Below are 15,922 nucleotides of genomic sequence, written 5' to 3' on the forward strand. Positions count from 1 at the left end.
ATGAAAAAAATCATGATAATTATTTCATCCCTAGTGTTAATATTATTAACAGTTATTCCAGAAAAAACTTACGCAACAACAATTTCTTCAGCACCATACGATACATATACTGTTGGTCCTGAAGGAAATTTAGTGTTAACTCAAACAGCTTATGAACCAGCAGGATTATTAGTGTTTAATGACATACTAAATAATCCACAAGATATGTACATTAAAGATGATTTACTTTATGTTGCAGATACTGGTAATAAGCGTATTGTTAGAATCCATATGGACGGTAATTTTGAAGTATTAGTATCAAATTTATTAGAACCTACAGGTATTCACGTGGATGAAAACAATCAAATTTATGTAGCTGATAGATCAGCAAAAAAGATTTATATTTATGATGAAACATTAACATTAATTCGAGAAATTGATAGGCCTTTAGAACCTATATTTGGTTTGAACAGTCCATTTATACCAACGAAAGTATCAAGTGGACCTCGAGGTGTTATCTATGTTGTTGGTGAAGGATCTGTTTCAGGAGTTATGCAATTTAATCAGTATGGAGAATTTTTAGGATATCTCGCGACTAACCCAACACAAACATCTTTATATCGACAAATACTTGAATTTTTCAATCAAAATTTAGCACCTATTACACCTGTAAGTCCAGATAACTTAACTGTAGATGCTAAAGGATCTGTATATACAACATCCAAAACATCAAACATGCCTTTAAAGAAATTTAATATAGCATCAAGAATTGTTTTGTCACCAGCACATTTTGGTGAAACAACACCAAATTCAGTTTTCATTAATGATTTTGGTAACATCTATTCAATAACTGAAAAAGGTATTATCCATGAATATGATACAAATGGTAATTTACTTTTCGTATTTGGAAAAGAAAATCAGCAATCTGAAGTATTAGGTTTATTTAGCAAAGCAGTAGATATTGTTGTTGATTCAAATAATAACTTAATTGTGTTAGATGCTGGACGAGGACAAATTCAAATTCTTGAACGTAGTGAATTTACTGCTTTAGTTCATGAAGGTTTAAAATCTTTAAATCAAGGTATTTATAATGTTGCTGAATGGGAACGAGTATTAAGAATGAATTCTGTTTTTGCATTAGCAAACTCAGTTATTGCTAGAACTTATTACCGTACAGGTGATTATAAAACAGCAATGTTCTATTATGAAATTGCAAACGACAAATTAGGATATAGCGATGCATTCTGGCAAGTAAGAAATCAATTTCTGCAAAATTATTTAGGTGTATTCTTATCAATTGGAATTGTATTAGTTATAGCATATTATGTTTTAAAGCAATTTGATAAAAAATATCAAATATATGATCCAATTCGAAAAACTAGTGCACGTTTAGATGAATTTAAGATTTATAGAGAATTAAAGTTAGGACTTCAAGTCTTTCGACATCCATTAAATACGTTCCACTACATTAAACATCAGAAGAAGGCATCTGTTAAGAGTGCACTCATACTTTATGCATTATATGTCATTTTAAACATCTTAACGGTATTACTTACAGCATTCTTATTTAATGATACAAATCTTGATAATTATAATGTATTAAGTAGTTTTGTAAGTAGTTTAGGGTTACTGATGTTATTCGTTTTTGCAAACTACTTAATTGCATCACTATTTAATGGAGAAGGATGGTTTAAGGATGTGTTTATTGCAACCGCATATGCACTTATGCCTTATATCTTATTCTCAGTACCACTTATCATATTAAGTCACGCATTTACATTAAATGAAGTATTTATTTTCCAAGCTCTATTATTTTTACGAGATGCATGGGTAATCATATTAATCCTACTTATGGTTTTAGAAGTACATAATTACAGTGTAGGAGAACTTATTAAAAATATATTACTAACAATATTTACTATGGCAGTAATTGTTGCAATCATGTTACTCATATACTTACTTGTAAACCAAATGTTTGATTACTTCATGAGTATCATAAAGGAGGTGTGGATCCGTGTTACATCATAAAAGAAGAGTATTTATTGTTGTCATGTTATCGCTATTCATTATGGCATCTATTACGATAAGTTATGCATTAAAAACTAATGACTTACATGATGAAGTTAATGTTTCAAACATACCTCCAATTCAATCTACATTAAATTCAAATCGTTATACACAACAAGATGATTTAAGTGTTGTAACTGAAAATCCTTATGTTAAACTGGATGGATATGATTTTTTAGGAACGGATCCTATGACAGATTTATCATTATATGTTCACCCTGAAAATTTAAGTTTAAGAGTTGTTAATGAAAAAACAGGATATATTTGGGGATCAAACATGAATCATGATTATTTAAATGAAGATGATCCATTATATGATCCGACAAATCCACCAACCAATACATTTCAGGATAATAGTCCTGTTTCAATTACTTATTATAATATGACATTCACACAACTTTTTAGACAAACAGAATATTTCTTTGATGGAGCATTTAGTGGTAGTTTTGTTAGAGAAAATTTAGAAGACAAAATTGGTTTTAGAGCAAGATTAAAAATGCCACGTAGTGGAATTCAATTTACACTTAATGTTTATTTAGATGAAGAAGGATTAAATGTAACTGTTCCATTTGAATCGATAAATGATAATGGAAACTTTTTGATTTCAACAATTACGGTATATCGTAACTTTGGATTCACAGTTAAAGATACCATACCAGGTTATGTATTTATTCCTGATGGGATTGGAGCATTAATTCGTTATAATGAGCAACAAAATAAAAATTATAGTAAAAGATTCTATGGATCTGATTTAACGCTTCAAGCTCAAGATGTAGAAAGACCATTAACTGCATCTTTATATGGTACAGTTCAAGGTATTAATCAAAATGCAATGATGGTAATTTTAAAAAATGGTTCGTCACATGCAACATTAGCATATCAATCACATGGGACTACAAATATCTTTAATAGAATTTATATATCATTTGAGTACCGTGATAAATATATTCAAAGACTTAATGCATCAGGTACATCAACAATTGAACGTGTTCAAGCAGAAAAAACACCATTTGATATTCATCTTATCTATAAATTTTTAGACGGTGATGATGCAAACTATGTTGGAATGGCAAATCATTATCGCGAATATTTAATTAGAGAAAATTATAAATTAAATAAAGTAGAAGCAAAGAATGGTATTCCATTACATTTAGACGTTCTAGCAACTGAAAATAAATCTGTTTGGTATGGTAGAGAAACTTTTTCAATGACTAAAGCATCCGATATCTTATCATGGAGTGAAGAATTAGTTCAATTAGGTATTAATCGAATTGAAGCGACCATTCATGGTTGGCAAAAATATGGCGCTAGTCGTACATCACCAAATTATGGAAGTTTTGAATCTAAATTTGGTAATCCTTGGGATTTATTTGGTAAACCTAATTTAAATGTATACTATGCAACAACACCATTATTAGGTTATCAAGGTTCATCAGGTTATCAATCTAAAGATATTGTTCAAAACCAAGGTAGTGAACTTATATTACTTAATGATTATTATTTAATTCATCCAACTAAAGCTTACGAAATATTAAATCAACATCACAACAAAGTATTTTATGAAGGTGCAAGAAACTTTAGTTTAGAATCGATGAATATACTATATTCTGATCATTCAAACGGTATTTTAAGTAGAGAAAATGCAATTAAAGAAATTCAAAAACTATTATCAATAAGTGAAAAAACTGCAGTAAGTCACGCATTTGATTATTTATTTAGTGCAGATTTAATTAAAGATATTGACATGTATTCATCTCAAAAAATAATATTTACAGATACTGTACCGTTTTTAACAACTGTACTTAGTGGTTATAAAGAAGTCTTTGGAAGAAATGGTAATTTCTTTGCTAATACTCAAAATGAATTATTAAGAATGATTGATTATCATGTATATCCAAATTTCTATATGACAAGTGAATCCGCTCAAAAATTATTAAATACAGATTCAAGTTTCATTTTTACTTCTAAATATGAAGATTGGAAAGATGAAGTTGTCCGACAATATCATTTTGTTAATGAAGCATTAAAACACGTACAAGGTGCAAGTATTCAAAGTCGTATTGTCTTATATCCAGGAGTTGTTAAAAATACATATTCTAATGGTGTTACAATTTATGTTAATTATTCAGGTATTGATTATATGATTGATGGCATCAATTTAGAAATGATGAGTTATGAGGTGGTATTATGAAATGGTATCAAAAAGTATTACACTTCATTGCTCATAAAGATAAAAATGAATTAGGTATTGATTTATTAGTCATCTTTAAAGTGATTAAAATTAAACTCACCAATCGCTTTAGAGAAGGATTAATGGGGTATATGTTTATTTCAATATGGGTCATTGGATTTTTATGGTTAACATTATACCCAATTATTATGAGTTTAGTTTTTAGTTTTTCAGAAGTTTCAATGCCAGGAGGACAAGGGTTAAATCTTGAACCGAATGGTTTACAAAACTATATTAATATTGTTAATGATGTTCAATTCATAACAGCAATTCAAACGTTTGTTGTAAGAGTATTAATATATTTACCATTATCAATCATTATTTCGATGATCATTGCTATTTTACTCAATCAAAAAATTAAGTTAAGAGGATTCTTTAGATCGGTATTCTTTTTACCGGTTATCATTGCATCAGGTCCTATTATGGCAACTTTATTTGGAAGTGGTGAACGCGGTGGATTATTATCAACAACGCTCAATGAAGAAGTTCCTCAACAATTAGCATTATTCTTACCTGAATTTTTAGCAGAATTCGTAAGTGGCATGTATACACATTTAATTAATATTTTATGGTTTTCAGGCGTACAAATTATCTTATTCTTGGCAGGGCTTCAAAAAATTAATAAAGAAATTTATGAAGCAGCAAGTATCGATGGTGCAAGTCCTTGGGAAAGTTTTTGGAAAATTACACTTCCAAGTTTAAAACCAATTATCTTGGTATCAGCAATTTATACAATTGTCATGTTATCAACATTCCCAACCAATGAAGTATTATATCGAATCAATGTTACTCGACAATCATCATTTGGATTAGCATCAGCATTAGCATGGATATACTTTATTGTTGTAGGTATTATATTAGGTATTGTGACATTCTTATTAGCCTATGAGAAGAAGGTTAAAGCTAAGAAGCAAAATATGGAGGTGAAACGATGACCAATATTAATTGGAAACAAGTCCAATCCAAAACCAAAAGATTTTTATTTGGTATGAATTTTATGGATGGATTTGTCTTTAAGTTCATCATTTACTTCCTATTAGTGATTATTGGATTTGTCTTTGTATATCCATTACTTGTGATGTTGTCATTTTCACTCATGAGTTTAGAAGATTTAATTAATCCAATGGTTTCACAAATTCCAACAACACTTTATTTTAATAATTATGTGGATGCGTTTATTGCATTAGATTATATTAAAGTCTTTTTTCAATCACTTGTTGTAACATTAATACCAGCAATTATTCAAACGTTTATAGCATCGCTTGTCGGATATGGGTTTGCAAGATTTGAATTTCCACTTAAAAAATTTTGGATGGTATTGGTTGTTGTTGTTTATATGATTCCTCCACAAGTTTATTTAATACCTCGATTTGTTTTATTTCATAATATGGGGCTATTAAATAATATAGGATCAGTTTTAGTACCAACAACATTTGGACAAGGATTGAATTCATCAATCTTTATCTTGATTTTCTATCAGTTTTATAAAATGATTCCGAAAGCATTAGATGAAGCAGCTCAAATTGATGGTGCAAGTCGATTATATATTTATTTTAAAATTGCAATTCCTTTATCAATCCCATCATTTATTACATCATTCTTATTCTCATTTGTATGGCAATGGAATGAAACTTATCAAACATTTATGTTTTTAGGTGATGGTTGGCAAACTCTGCAAACAAGACTTGCAATATTCGTCAGTGCTGCACAAGGTAACCAAGTTACATTAGTTGAGGCAGCACAAAACGAAGCACAAGCTATGGCAGGAAATATTTTAATTATGATACCGATGTTAATTGTTTATTTGATTTTACAAAAACAATTCATTGAAGGTATTGATAAATCTGGGATCACAGGAGAGTAATATGAAAAAAATAATAACTATAGTATTAATCATGTTAAGTGTTATCTTACTTATATCTTGTGATAACCAAGAACAAGATTTAAATGGTGAATTAACATATTCAGAACTTGCAGTTTTAAAAGAAGAAAAAAAGAAATCTTTTGAATTTTTTTGGAATGAAGCAAATACGGTTGAGACAGATAACGGTTATGGACTGATTCCTGACCGTTATCCAACCAATCCAAATATTGCATCTATTGCATCGGTTGGTTATGGATTAGCAGCATATGTTGTTGGTGTTGAAGAAAACTGGGTTTCATATGATGATGCATATGAACGTGTTAATAAAACCTTAGATACATTACAAAGATTAACACGAGTGAATGGTTTTTATTATCATTTTTTAAATACAAGAACAGGTGCTCGTGAGTGGAATTCGGAAATTTCAATTATCGATACAGGGATATTATTGATGGGAGCTATTACAGCTGGAGAATATTTTGGTGGAGAGATTAAACAAAAAGTTTATGAAATTTATAAAGATGTTAATTGGACATGGTATTTAAATCCAACAACCAAATTATTCTATATGGGGTATTCTCCAGAAAGTGGATTTAGTGGTGCCTGGGATCATGTTTCCGAACAACTTATGCTTTATATATTAGCAGCAGGAGCACCAATTCATTCAGTTTCAAAAGAAGTTTATGATAAAGTTTTGGAAATTGAAATGAGAGATTATTATGGTAATTACATTTCAACAAGAAATCCTAGTTTATCTGTAGAAACAAAATTTTATTACTCATATAATGGTTCGTTATTTCAACATCAATTCTCACACGCATTTATTGACTTTAAAAATTATAATGATCCAAATGGTATAAATTGGTTTGAAAATGCAAGATTAGCAACACTTGCAAATTACGCATATGTACAAGATTTTAGTCATATATATAAATCATATAATGAATCTTCATGGGGATTAACAGCATCTGATGGTCCAGGGGAATATAGAGCATATGGTGCTAAACCATCGAAAAGTGTTACTCAAAATGGTACGATTGCACCATATGGTGCAATAGCATCCATTAACTACACTCCAAAACTAGCCGCTAAAGCTGCATTAAATTACTATAACAATGTTGAAGGTTTATGGGGTAAATATGGCTTTAAAGATGCATATAATTTAGGGTTACATGATCCATCATTAAACCCAAGTATTGCAAGTAAAACGCCATGGATTGCAAGTGATGTCATTGGTATTGATAAAGGCATTACATTATTAATGCTTGCAAACTATGATTCAGGTATCATTTGGGAACAAGTTATGAAAAATGATCAAGTAAAAGCAGGGTTAGTTATTTTAGGCTTTACAAAGCAAAATTCATAAAAATTACACGAATTACTTGAAAAAGTAAACGTTTTCATATATAATATAAATATCAAAATCGAAACGTTTCAATAATGAAAAATCATTATAAAAATGTTTCAAAAAAACAAAGAAAGGTAAAAATAAATAAAAGGAGAGAAGTATGAAAAAAATATTAGCAAGTTTACTATTGGTATTTGGTTTAGTATTTTTAGTAGCTTGTCAAAACGATGATAACAATGGTGGTAACATAGATACTGAAAAACCTGTAATTATGGGTGCTGATCCTGTAACAATTACAGTTGGAACACCATTTGATCCATTAGCAGGTGTGACTGCTACAGATAATGTAGATGGTACAATTACATTGACAATGGCAAACGTTACTGGCACAGTGAATGTAGATGAACCAGGTACTTATACATTAACTTATACAGTTAAAGATAAAGCTGGTAATGAAGCAGTTAAAACGAGAGTTATTACTGTTGTTCCAGAAGCACCATTAGGAAATATTGTAGATGGTGACTTCACGAACTTAGAAAACTTAGATGACAATCAGGGTTGGTACTTCTGGGCTGACACAAGTGCAGCTGGTGGAGATTATAAAGCAAGTTATGAAATTAAAGATGGTGTTGTAATCATTGATATTCAAGGTTCTAAAGAAACTGATACTCAATGGTGGGGTGTTCAATTACAATACAACGCGATCGTATTAAAACAATTTGAATCTTATAAATTAAGATTTAGAATTAAAGCTGATGCTGAACGTTACATGAATCACCAAATTCAAGGTGGTGGCATCCCTGGTGGTAAAGCTTATGGGGAAGAAAATTTCTTAAAGATTACTACAGAATGGCAAGTTATCGAAAAAGATTTCTATGTATTAGGTGACGCAACTAACGCTCAACTACAATTAGCATTTGGTAACTTTGGTGAAGCTACAGGTGTTCCTGAAGAATATCGTAAAGTATTCACAAAGATCTATATTGACTATGTTGAAATCGTTGCTGGTCCAGAATTAGAAAATCAGGCACCATCAATTAAAGCAGATAATATCGTTGTTAAAGTAGGACAACCTACACCAATTCGTCAAGGTATTTCTGTTTCTGATGACTTTACACAACTTCAAGTATCAGATTTAGTTGTTACTCAAAAAGAAGGAGAAACTCCATTTAATCCTCAAAACCCTGCTAAAGGTGTTTATACATTCACAATTACTGCAGAAGATGATGAAGGATTAACAACAACAGTTACAAGAACAATTACGGTTGCTGAACCTTGGAATCGTCCAACAGAATTTGAAATTACTGCAGATGGCGGATGGGTATTTGAAGTGCCACCTACAGGTTGGTTTATTAGACAAGTTGATTTAGTAAATGATGAACCATGGTTAAGTTACGAAGATAAAGGTAATGGCGAAGTTTCAGTTACTATTGATAAAATTGCAGCAGGTGACTGGCAAGCTTCATACCGAATTGGAGATTTACAATTATTTGCAGGTACATATACAATTACTTTTGAAGCAAAAGCAGACGTTGCACGTAAGATCAGAGTTGCATTAGAAGGTACAACATTAGCTGATGAAAATGCATATCAAGACATTGTGATTTCAACTGAATGGACAAAAATTACATTAGTATATGAAGTTACATCTGATCAATTTAATAAAGGATTAGATTTCTGGTTTGGTACTTTAACAACTAAACGTGGTGATTTAATTGGAGAAGCTTCTGACGATATCTTAACAACTGTACATTTTAGAAACTTAAACGTACAATACGAAGAATAATCGATTAAACCAATGAAAGGGGCTTGTTTAAAAATATAACAAATAAGCCCCTTTTTTTAATGAAAGAGAGAAAAACATGAAAAAATATATGTTGTTATTTTTTACAGCAATGATAGTATTACTCGTTTCTTGTACAAATGATATAAAGTATAAAATCACATTTCATCCGAATAATGATGATGAAAGTTACACAATAGAAGTAAATGATGGAAGTTTATTAGAAAAACCAACAGATCCTTTAAAAGAAGGTTATGATTTTGAAAAATGGTATCAAGATGAATCTTTTACCCAAGAATGGAATTTTGAAACAATGCATGTTGAAGGTGATTTAAATTTATATGCAAAATATACAAAAAAAGCTTTAAAATTTAATGTTCATTTTGAAACTAATGATGGATCAGATTTACAATCAATTCAAGTGGATGAAAATGGACTCATTAATTTACCAGAAAGTCCAGCTAAAGAGGGATATTTATTTGCTGGTTGGTATAAAAATGAATCATTAACACAAGCATGGAATTTTAATAAAGATAAAGTAACTAAAGAAATGACACTTTATGCAAAATGGAAACCATTAAAAGATTTTAATGAAGGTATAAAAATATTATCTATCGGAAATAGTTTTTCTGAAGACGCGCATCGCTATTTATATCAAATCTTAGAATCAAGTGGTATTCCAAGTGAAAAAATTGTTGTTGCAAATATGTATATTGGTGGAGCAGAATTAAAACAACATTTAGAGAATGCTAATGCGGGTAATAAAAATTATATTTACCAATTATTTAAATCACCAAGTCGTGTTGATACATCAAGTGTATCAATTGAAGAAGCATTGCTTAAAGAATCTTGGGATATTATTACATTCCAACAAGCAAGTCATCATTCTGGATTAGAATCAACATATGATCCACATCTATTTGATCTTATGCGTTATGTTGAAGCAATGAATCCAAATCCAAATACGATATTAGGATTCCATATGACTTGGGCTTACCAACAAACATCAACACATAGCGGTTTTGAAAACTATGATAAAAGTCAACAAAAGATGTATCAAATGATTACAGATACGGTTAAAAATGAAGTTTTACCTATATCACAATTACAATTTGTTATTCCTTCAGGTACTGCAATTCAAAATGCAAGAACAAGTTACATTGGTGATAAACTCACAGCAGATGGTTATCACTTAACAGATCCGCTTGGTAGATACATTGCAGCATTAATGTTTTATCGTACACTAATTGGTGAAGAACTTAGTTTAGAAAAGGTAGAATTTAGACCAAATGGTGTTGATAAAACTCAACAATTAATGGCGTATGAAGCAGTAAATAATGCCTTTAATAAACCATTTGAAGTAACAAATTCAACATATTTAGAAGCACCAGAACCAGAACCTATTGAAGTTAATGGTTTACCATTTAGTTACACATTAGTTCCAGGTTATTGGAATACAAATGCAACCGAAATAACTAATGGTGGAAGTGCATTTGATTTACAATTCGCAGCATCAAATGTTATTCCTAAAGCATTACTTCCAGTAGGTAGTGAAATTGTTGTTGAACCTGGTTATAAATATCGTGTCATATTCTTTGAAAAAATTGGTGATCAATTCAAAGTTGTTCATAGAACAGATAATATAACAACAAGCTATACATTAATTGATGAAGCATTTTGGGGTAATTACCATTATATTGGATTTAATGTTTCAAATACCGAAGGTACAGTCATTGATGATATTTTGGATACAGTACTTACAAAGTTTAGATTATATCATCCAGAAGGTACTGAATTAGGTCATGTTGATGAAGATTTAGAATTTAAACTTGGATCGTATAATCAAGAAACATTAGAAATTAATGATGTAAATCATACATTATATTCAAACTTTTTATCAAATGAATATTTCAAAGGTGATTATTCAGTTATAGTTAATGAAGGATATAAATTTAGATATATTACAGCGACATATGATAAAGGATATATCGTTGAATATGTATCTGATTGGATGGTAGCACCACTATTATTAAATGATGATTTTAAATCTTCATTTGAGTTAATCGCATTTGAAGTAACTAAAGATGAAGCAGTTGATTTAAGTGAAGTTGAAAGTGATGAAATGATTTCTATAACACCTTTACTCATACCACACGTCGATCAACCAATTAATTTTATCCAAGGTTACTGGAACCAAGGTGCAACAAAAATTACAACAGACGATACAACAGCACTTAAATTTATAGCATCTAATGTAATATCTAAAAATGGTATGTTAGGTGCTCATAGTATTACAATTGAAGAAGGTTATCAAGTTCGTGTAATTTTCTTATCTTATGATAATTATGGAAATTATCTGGTAGTACATCGAACAAATAATCTAACAGGAATAATTTTACTAAACGAAGAATTATGGCAAGATTATCAATATATCGCATTCAATGTTTCTAAAGTTGGAACACCTAACATTTCAGATATTGATGAAGTTAAAATGGCATTTAAACTTGATTATAAATTAGAATTTGAACGTGGTTTTTGGGATAATGGTGCTACTTCAATAAAAGTCGAAGATACAACATTCAATAAGCAATTTATTGCATCTAAACCAGTTTCAAGAATTGTCATTCCTGTGGGAACAAAATTAGAAATTGAAACAGGTTATCAAGTTAGAATTATATTCTTATCATTCGATGAAAACAACGGATTTAAAGTGTTAGAAAGAACTTCACTCAATTATCAAGGTTCATTAGTATTAAATGAAGCATTCTATAAAGATTATCAATACATTGCATTTAATATTTCAAATATAGTTGGTAATACTGACTTATCAGGAGTAGTTGAGGAAACAGGGTTAAAACTTACATTAAGTAAATTTGATGAAATACTTATTGAACATGAAGATAATTTAGAATTTATACAAGGTTATTGGAATGATCATACATTAGCACCAACAACTACAGATTCTACAGCGAAAAATTTTGTTGCATCAACACCAATTTCAAAAGCATATTTTGAAAATATTGAATCATTTACAGTAGAAGAAGGTTATATGGTACGAGTGATTTATATTGATTACTCATACAACCAATACAAAGTCATGTTACGTACAAATACAATGACAGGGACTGTTTTAATGGATGAGGCATTTTGGGGTAATTATCAATATATTGCATTTAATATATCAAAATCTCCAGCATCCAATATTGAAGGTTTAATTGAAGAAACAAGTTCTAAATTAACATTTAATATAATAAATTAAATGGCATAAGAAAGCCTAGTTTAAACTAGGCTTTTATTTTGTATATAGTTTGATAATCAAATTAACTAGACTTATTTAAAAATTCATGTATACTATTATAAAGCTTTGAATTTCAAACAATTTAAAAGTCGAGGTAAATATATGATTATAAAACCATCTATTCGAAGTAACTTTTTTACAAACACCAATCCATTAGGTGTTCAAAAAATGATGAATAACTATGTTAAAGAAATTCATAAAATGGAAAGTTATAATGGACCTAAAAATGTATTAATTATTGGAGGTTCTTCAGGATATGGTCTAGCTAGTCGAATAAGTTTAGCATTTAAAGGAAATGCTAACACAATTAATGTTTCGTTTGAGTCATATCCAAAAGGAAATAAAACTGGATCCGCAGGATATTGGAATAATTTATTTTTTCATGAAGTTACTAAAGATTTAAAAACTAAGCATATCGATTTTAATGCGGATGCATTTAGTTTTGAAACAAAAAAAACTATTCTTGATACGATTAAAAAAGAATTTGGACAAATTGATTTATTAGTTTATTCACTTGCATCAGGTGTTAGAAAAAACTATGAAACTGGTGATGTTGTTCGTTCACATATTAAATCATTAGGAAAAGCTGCAGAAGGTATGACAATAGATATAAAGTCAATGACAGTTGAACCATTAGTTGTTGAACCTGCAAATGAAGAGGAAACATTAAACACAGTATACGTTATGGGTGGTAGTGATTGGTATGATTGGGTTAAATATTTAGATGAAGGTAAAGTATTATCAAAACACTTTAAAACCATTTCATACACATATATTGGTGGTAAAAATACGGATGCTATTTATAGACACGGTACACTAGGGAAAGCTAAAGAAGATTTAGAAAATGTTGCTTATAAACTAAATCAAATGTTAAAAGAAAAGTACGATGGTGAAGCATTAATATCTTCTAGTAAGGCCATTGTATCGAAAGCAAGTGTCTTTATACCACAAATGCCAATGTATGTATCATACTTATTTGATGTTATGATGAAGCATCAAGTCCATGAGACAACTTTAGAACATAAACATCGATTATTTAAAGATATGGTTTATGGAAGTCAACGTATTACAGATGAACTAGGTAGAATTAGACTAGATCATAAAGAAATGGATCCAGTTATTCAAGATGAAGTCCATCAACTTATGCAACAAAAAGTTGATAATTCATTTTTACAAAAACCAGGAACAAAGATGTTTATAGAAGAATTCTTCAATATTAATGGATTTATGATTGAGGGTATAAATGAAGATGAGGACATCGATATTGAAGCTTTAGCTAAAACATATCAAACCGATAAATATATAGATTTAGTAACGCCTTAAGAAGGCGTTATTTTTTATAGGAATCTAAATCATAACATGATTTAAAGTGAATTTTGATATAATGAATGTATGATAAAAAGTATAGAATTAGTTAAAGGTGTAGGACCTAAAATTAAATCTATTTTAAATCAAGAGGGCATATATTCAACATATGACCTTATTTTGTATGTACCTAAAAATTATGAGAATTTTTCAGTTCAATCAATTCACGATTTACAGCATGATAAAGTCGTTACAATTAAGGGTATAGTTTCATCTAATATTGAAAATATTAAAAAGAAAGTATTAATGAGTAAATTTAAATTAAACGTTGAAAAAAACGAGATTACAGTTATAACGTTTAATAGAAGATATCTTCAAAAATCAATTTCAATTGGAAAAGAAATATTAGTTAAAGGGAAGTATAATGTATTTAAAAATGAAATTGTTGCATCAAATATAACGACAATTATAGATACACCCGAAATTAAACCGATTTATGGAATTCTTGGCATTCCTGATTCTAAAATACATGCAATAATTGAAGAAATTTATAAAGAAAAATTAGTTGATATATATAATTTAGTGCCTGATGAATTAATTCATAAATATCATATGCTTGATAGAAGTAAAGTATATCAATTACTGCATTTTCCAAAATCAAATCATGATATTTTTCTTGCAAGAGAAACATTAAAAAAAGAAGAAGCTTTTTTTCATTTACTTAAATATAATATCGAGCGTATTCCAAGATATAAAAGAGATCCAATACCATATGATATTAATTTAGTTAAATCATATATAGAGAAATTACCGTTTGAACTAACACATGATCAGAAACATGCAACGAATGATATATTTAAAGATTTTAAATTCAACCAACAAATGTATCGATTAATTCAAGGGGATGTTGGTAGTGGTAAAACAATGGTGTCATTTATTGCTGCATTAGGTGCATTAAGCGCAGGATATCAAGTAGCATTTATGGCACCTACTGAAATCCTTATACAACAACATTATGAATCTTTTAAAGAAATATTTAATGATATCAACACAGCTTGTTTAACATCAAATTCAAAAAATAAAGAAGATATCATTGAAAATGTTAAAAACGGCTCTATTAAAATGATTTTCGGCACACATATTCTTTCAAATCCTGTGGTAGAATATAAAAAATTAGGATTAGTTATTATAGATGAACAACATAAATTTGGGGTTGAACAAAGAGAAAATTTAATTAAAAAATCTTTAACAAAAGATACAATTTATTTAACTGCAACACCAATTCCAAGAAGTCTAGCCCTAACATTTTTTAATGAATTAGATATCAGTAGTATTAAAGAAAAGCCAAGTGAAAGAAAATCTGTATTAACAAAAATCATTCATCGAAATGATTTTGACCTCATCATGAATTTAATTAAAGAAAATCAAGCACTTTTAAATCAAACGTTAATTGTTGCCCCTCAAATTGAAAAAAGTGAAAATTTATATTCAGTATTAGAACTTTATGAAAAATTTAAAGATGAATTTAATGATCATTTATATGTTGTTCATGGAAAGCTTCATGATGATGAAATTCAAAGAACATTTAATGATTTTATTAAAGATGAAAAAGGTATACTGATATCAACAACAATTATTGAAGTTGGTATGAATTTAAAAGATGCAACACTTTTATTTATTATGGATGCCCACCAATTTGGATTATCAACGCTTCATCAATTAAGAGGTCGTATTGGAAGAGGTAGTAAATCGGGAATTTGTTACTTAGTAAGTGATAAAGATTCAGAAAGATTACAATATTTAAAGGACAATTATGATGGATTTAAGTTGTCAGAGTACGATTTAAAGTTACGAGGACCGGGGATATTTTCAAATATGATTCAAACAGGTTTTCAAGGCTTTAAATATTTAGATTTAACAAATGATTTTAATTTACTTAAGTCAATGCATGAAGATGTGTTATATTATGCACAAAACATTGAAAAATTTCCAAGATTAAAAAAAGAAATTACATATAAAATGGTATAATAAATAATGAAAGTCGAGGT

At 29.3% G+C, this 15,922-nt stretch carries 9 protein-coding genes; all 9 read left to right on the forward strand.

The features are described 5' to 3' along the window. The 9 genes from T434_RS0102030 to T434_RS06590 all read left to right on the forward strand — a co-directional run bounded on the left by T434_RS0102030 (position 1) and on the right by T434_RS06590 (position 15,902). Positions 1-2,007 (forward strand): YIP1 family protein, encoded by a 2,007-nt coding sequence (locus tag T434_RS0102030; protein WP_026399683.1) that lies wholly within the window; start codon positions 1-3, stop codon positions 2,005-2,007. Then, a complete protein-coding gene (locus T434_RS0102035; RefSeq protein ID WP_162150622.1) occupies positions 1,994-4,237 on the forward strand; it encodes a DUF5696 domain-containing protein in 2,244 nt (747 codons plus the stop codon). The genes T434_RS0102030 and T434_RS0102035 overlap by 14 nt, the downstream gene beginning before the upstream one ends. Continuing rightward, entirely contained in the window at positions 4,234-5,211 is a 978-nt protein-coding gene (locus tag T434_RS06565; protein ID WP_162150623.1) for a carbohydrate ABC transporter permease, read from the forward strand. Before T434_RS0102035 ends, T434_RS06565 begins: the two co-directional genes overlap by 4 nt. Continuing rightward, positions 5,208-6,140 carry a carbohydrate ABC transporter permease gene (locus T434_RS0102045; RefSeq protein ID WP_026399685.1) on the forward strand — a complete coding sequence of 311 codons (933 nt, stop codon included), beginning with the start codon at positions 5,208-5,210 and terminating at the stop codon, positions 6,138-6,140. The genes T434_RS06565 and T434_RS0102045 overlap by 4 nt, the downstream gene beginning before the upstream one ends. Position 6,141: 1 nt before the next feature. Then, positions 6,142-7,506 carry a glucoamylase family protein gene (locus T434_RS06570; protein WP_051614320.1) on the forward strand — a complete coding sequence of 455 codons (1,365 nt, stop codon included), beginning with the start codon at positions 6,142-6,144 and terminating at the stop codon, positions 7,504-7,506. Between the two features lie 142 nt (positions 7,507-7,648). After that, positions 7,649-9,274, forward strand: coding sequence for an immunoglobulin-like domain-containing protein (locus T434_RS07395; protein ID WP_051614321.1), 1,626 nt, complete (start codon positions 7,649-7,651; stop codon positions 9,272-9,274). Between the two features lie 76 nt (positions 9,275-9,350). Beyond that, positions 9,351-12,530: a DUF4886 domain-containing protein gene (locus T434_RS07400; RefSeq protein WP_051614322.1), complete on the forward strand. Its 3,180-nt coding sequence runs from the start codon at positions 9,351-9,353 to the stop codon at positions 12,528-12,530. A gap of 141 nt (positions 12,531-12,671) precedes the next feature. Continuing rightward, complete coding sequence (locus T434_RS06585; protein WP_051614323.1) at positions 12,672-13,892, forward strand: trans-2-enoyl-CoA reductase family protein; 1,221 nt, start codon at positions 12,672-12,674, stop codon at positions 13,890-13,892. A gap of 69 nt (positions 13,893-13,961) precedes the next feature. Continuing rightward, positions 13,962-15,902, forward strand: coding sequence for an ATP-dependent DNA helicase RecG (locus T434_RS06590; protein WP_051614324.1), 1,941 nt, complete (start codon positions 13,962-13,964; stop codon positions 15,900-15,902). The last annotated feature ends 20 nt before the right edge of the window (positions 15,903-15,922 follow it).

The sequence above is a fragment of the Acholeplasma equifetale ATCC 29724 genome (genome assembly GCF_000687735.1).
In the GTDB taxonomy this organism is placed as follows: Bacteria; Bacillota_I; Bacilli_A; order Acholeplasmatales; family Acholeplasmataceae; genus Acholeplasma; species Acholeplasma equifetale.

What these genes read in the sequence shown, in the direction of transcription:
- T434_RS06585 (WP_051614323.1), top strand. Translation starts at nt 12,672, where the DNA reads ATGATTATAAAACCATCTATTCGAAGTAACTTTTTTACAAACACCAAT.
- T434_RS07395 (WP_051614321.1), top strand. Translation starts at nt 7,649, where the DNA reads ATGAAAAAAATATTAGCAAGTTTACTATTGGTATTTGGTTTAGTATTT.
- T434_RS07400 (WP_051614322.1), top strand. Translation starts at nt 9,351, where the DNA reads ATGAAAAAATATATGTTGTTATTTTTTACAGCAATGATAGTATTACTC.
- T434_RS06570 (WP_051614320.1), top strand. Translation starts at nt 6,142, where the DNA reads ATGAAAAAAATAATAACTATAGTATTAATCATGTTAAGTGTTATCTTA.
- T434_RS06565 (WP_162150623.1), top strand. Translation starts at nt 4,234, where the DNA reads ATGAAATGGTATCAAAAAGTATTACACTTCATTGCTCATAAAGATAAA.
- T434_RS0102045 (WP_026399685.1), top strand. Translation starts at nt 5,208, where the DNA reads ATGACCAATATTAATTGGAAACAAGTCCAATCCAAAACCAAAAGATTT.
- T434_RS0102030 (WP_026399683.1), top strand. Translation starts at nt 1, where the DNA reads ATGAAAAAAATCATGATAATTATTTCATCCCTAGTGTTAATATTATTA.
- T434_RS06590 (WP_051614324.1), top strand. Translation starts at nt 13,962, where the DNA reads ATGATAAAAAGTATAGAATTAGTTAAAGGTGTAGGACCTAAAATTAAA.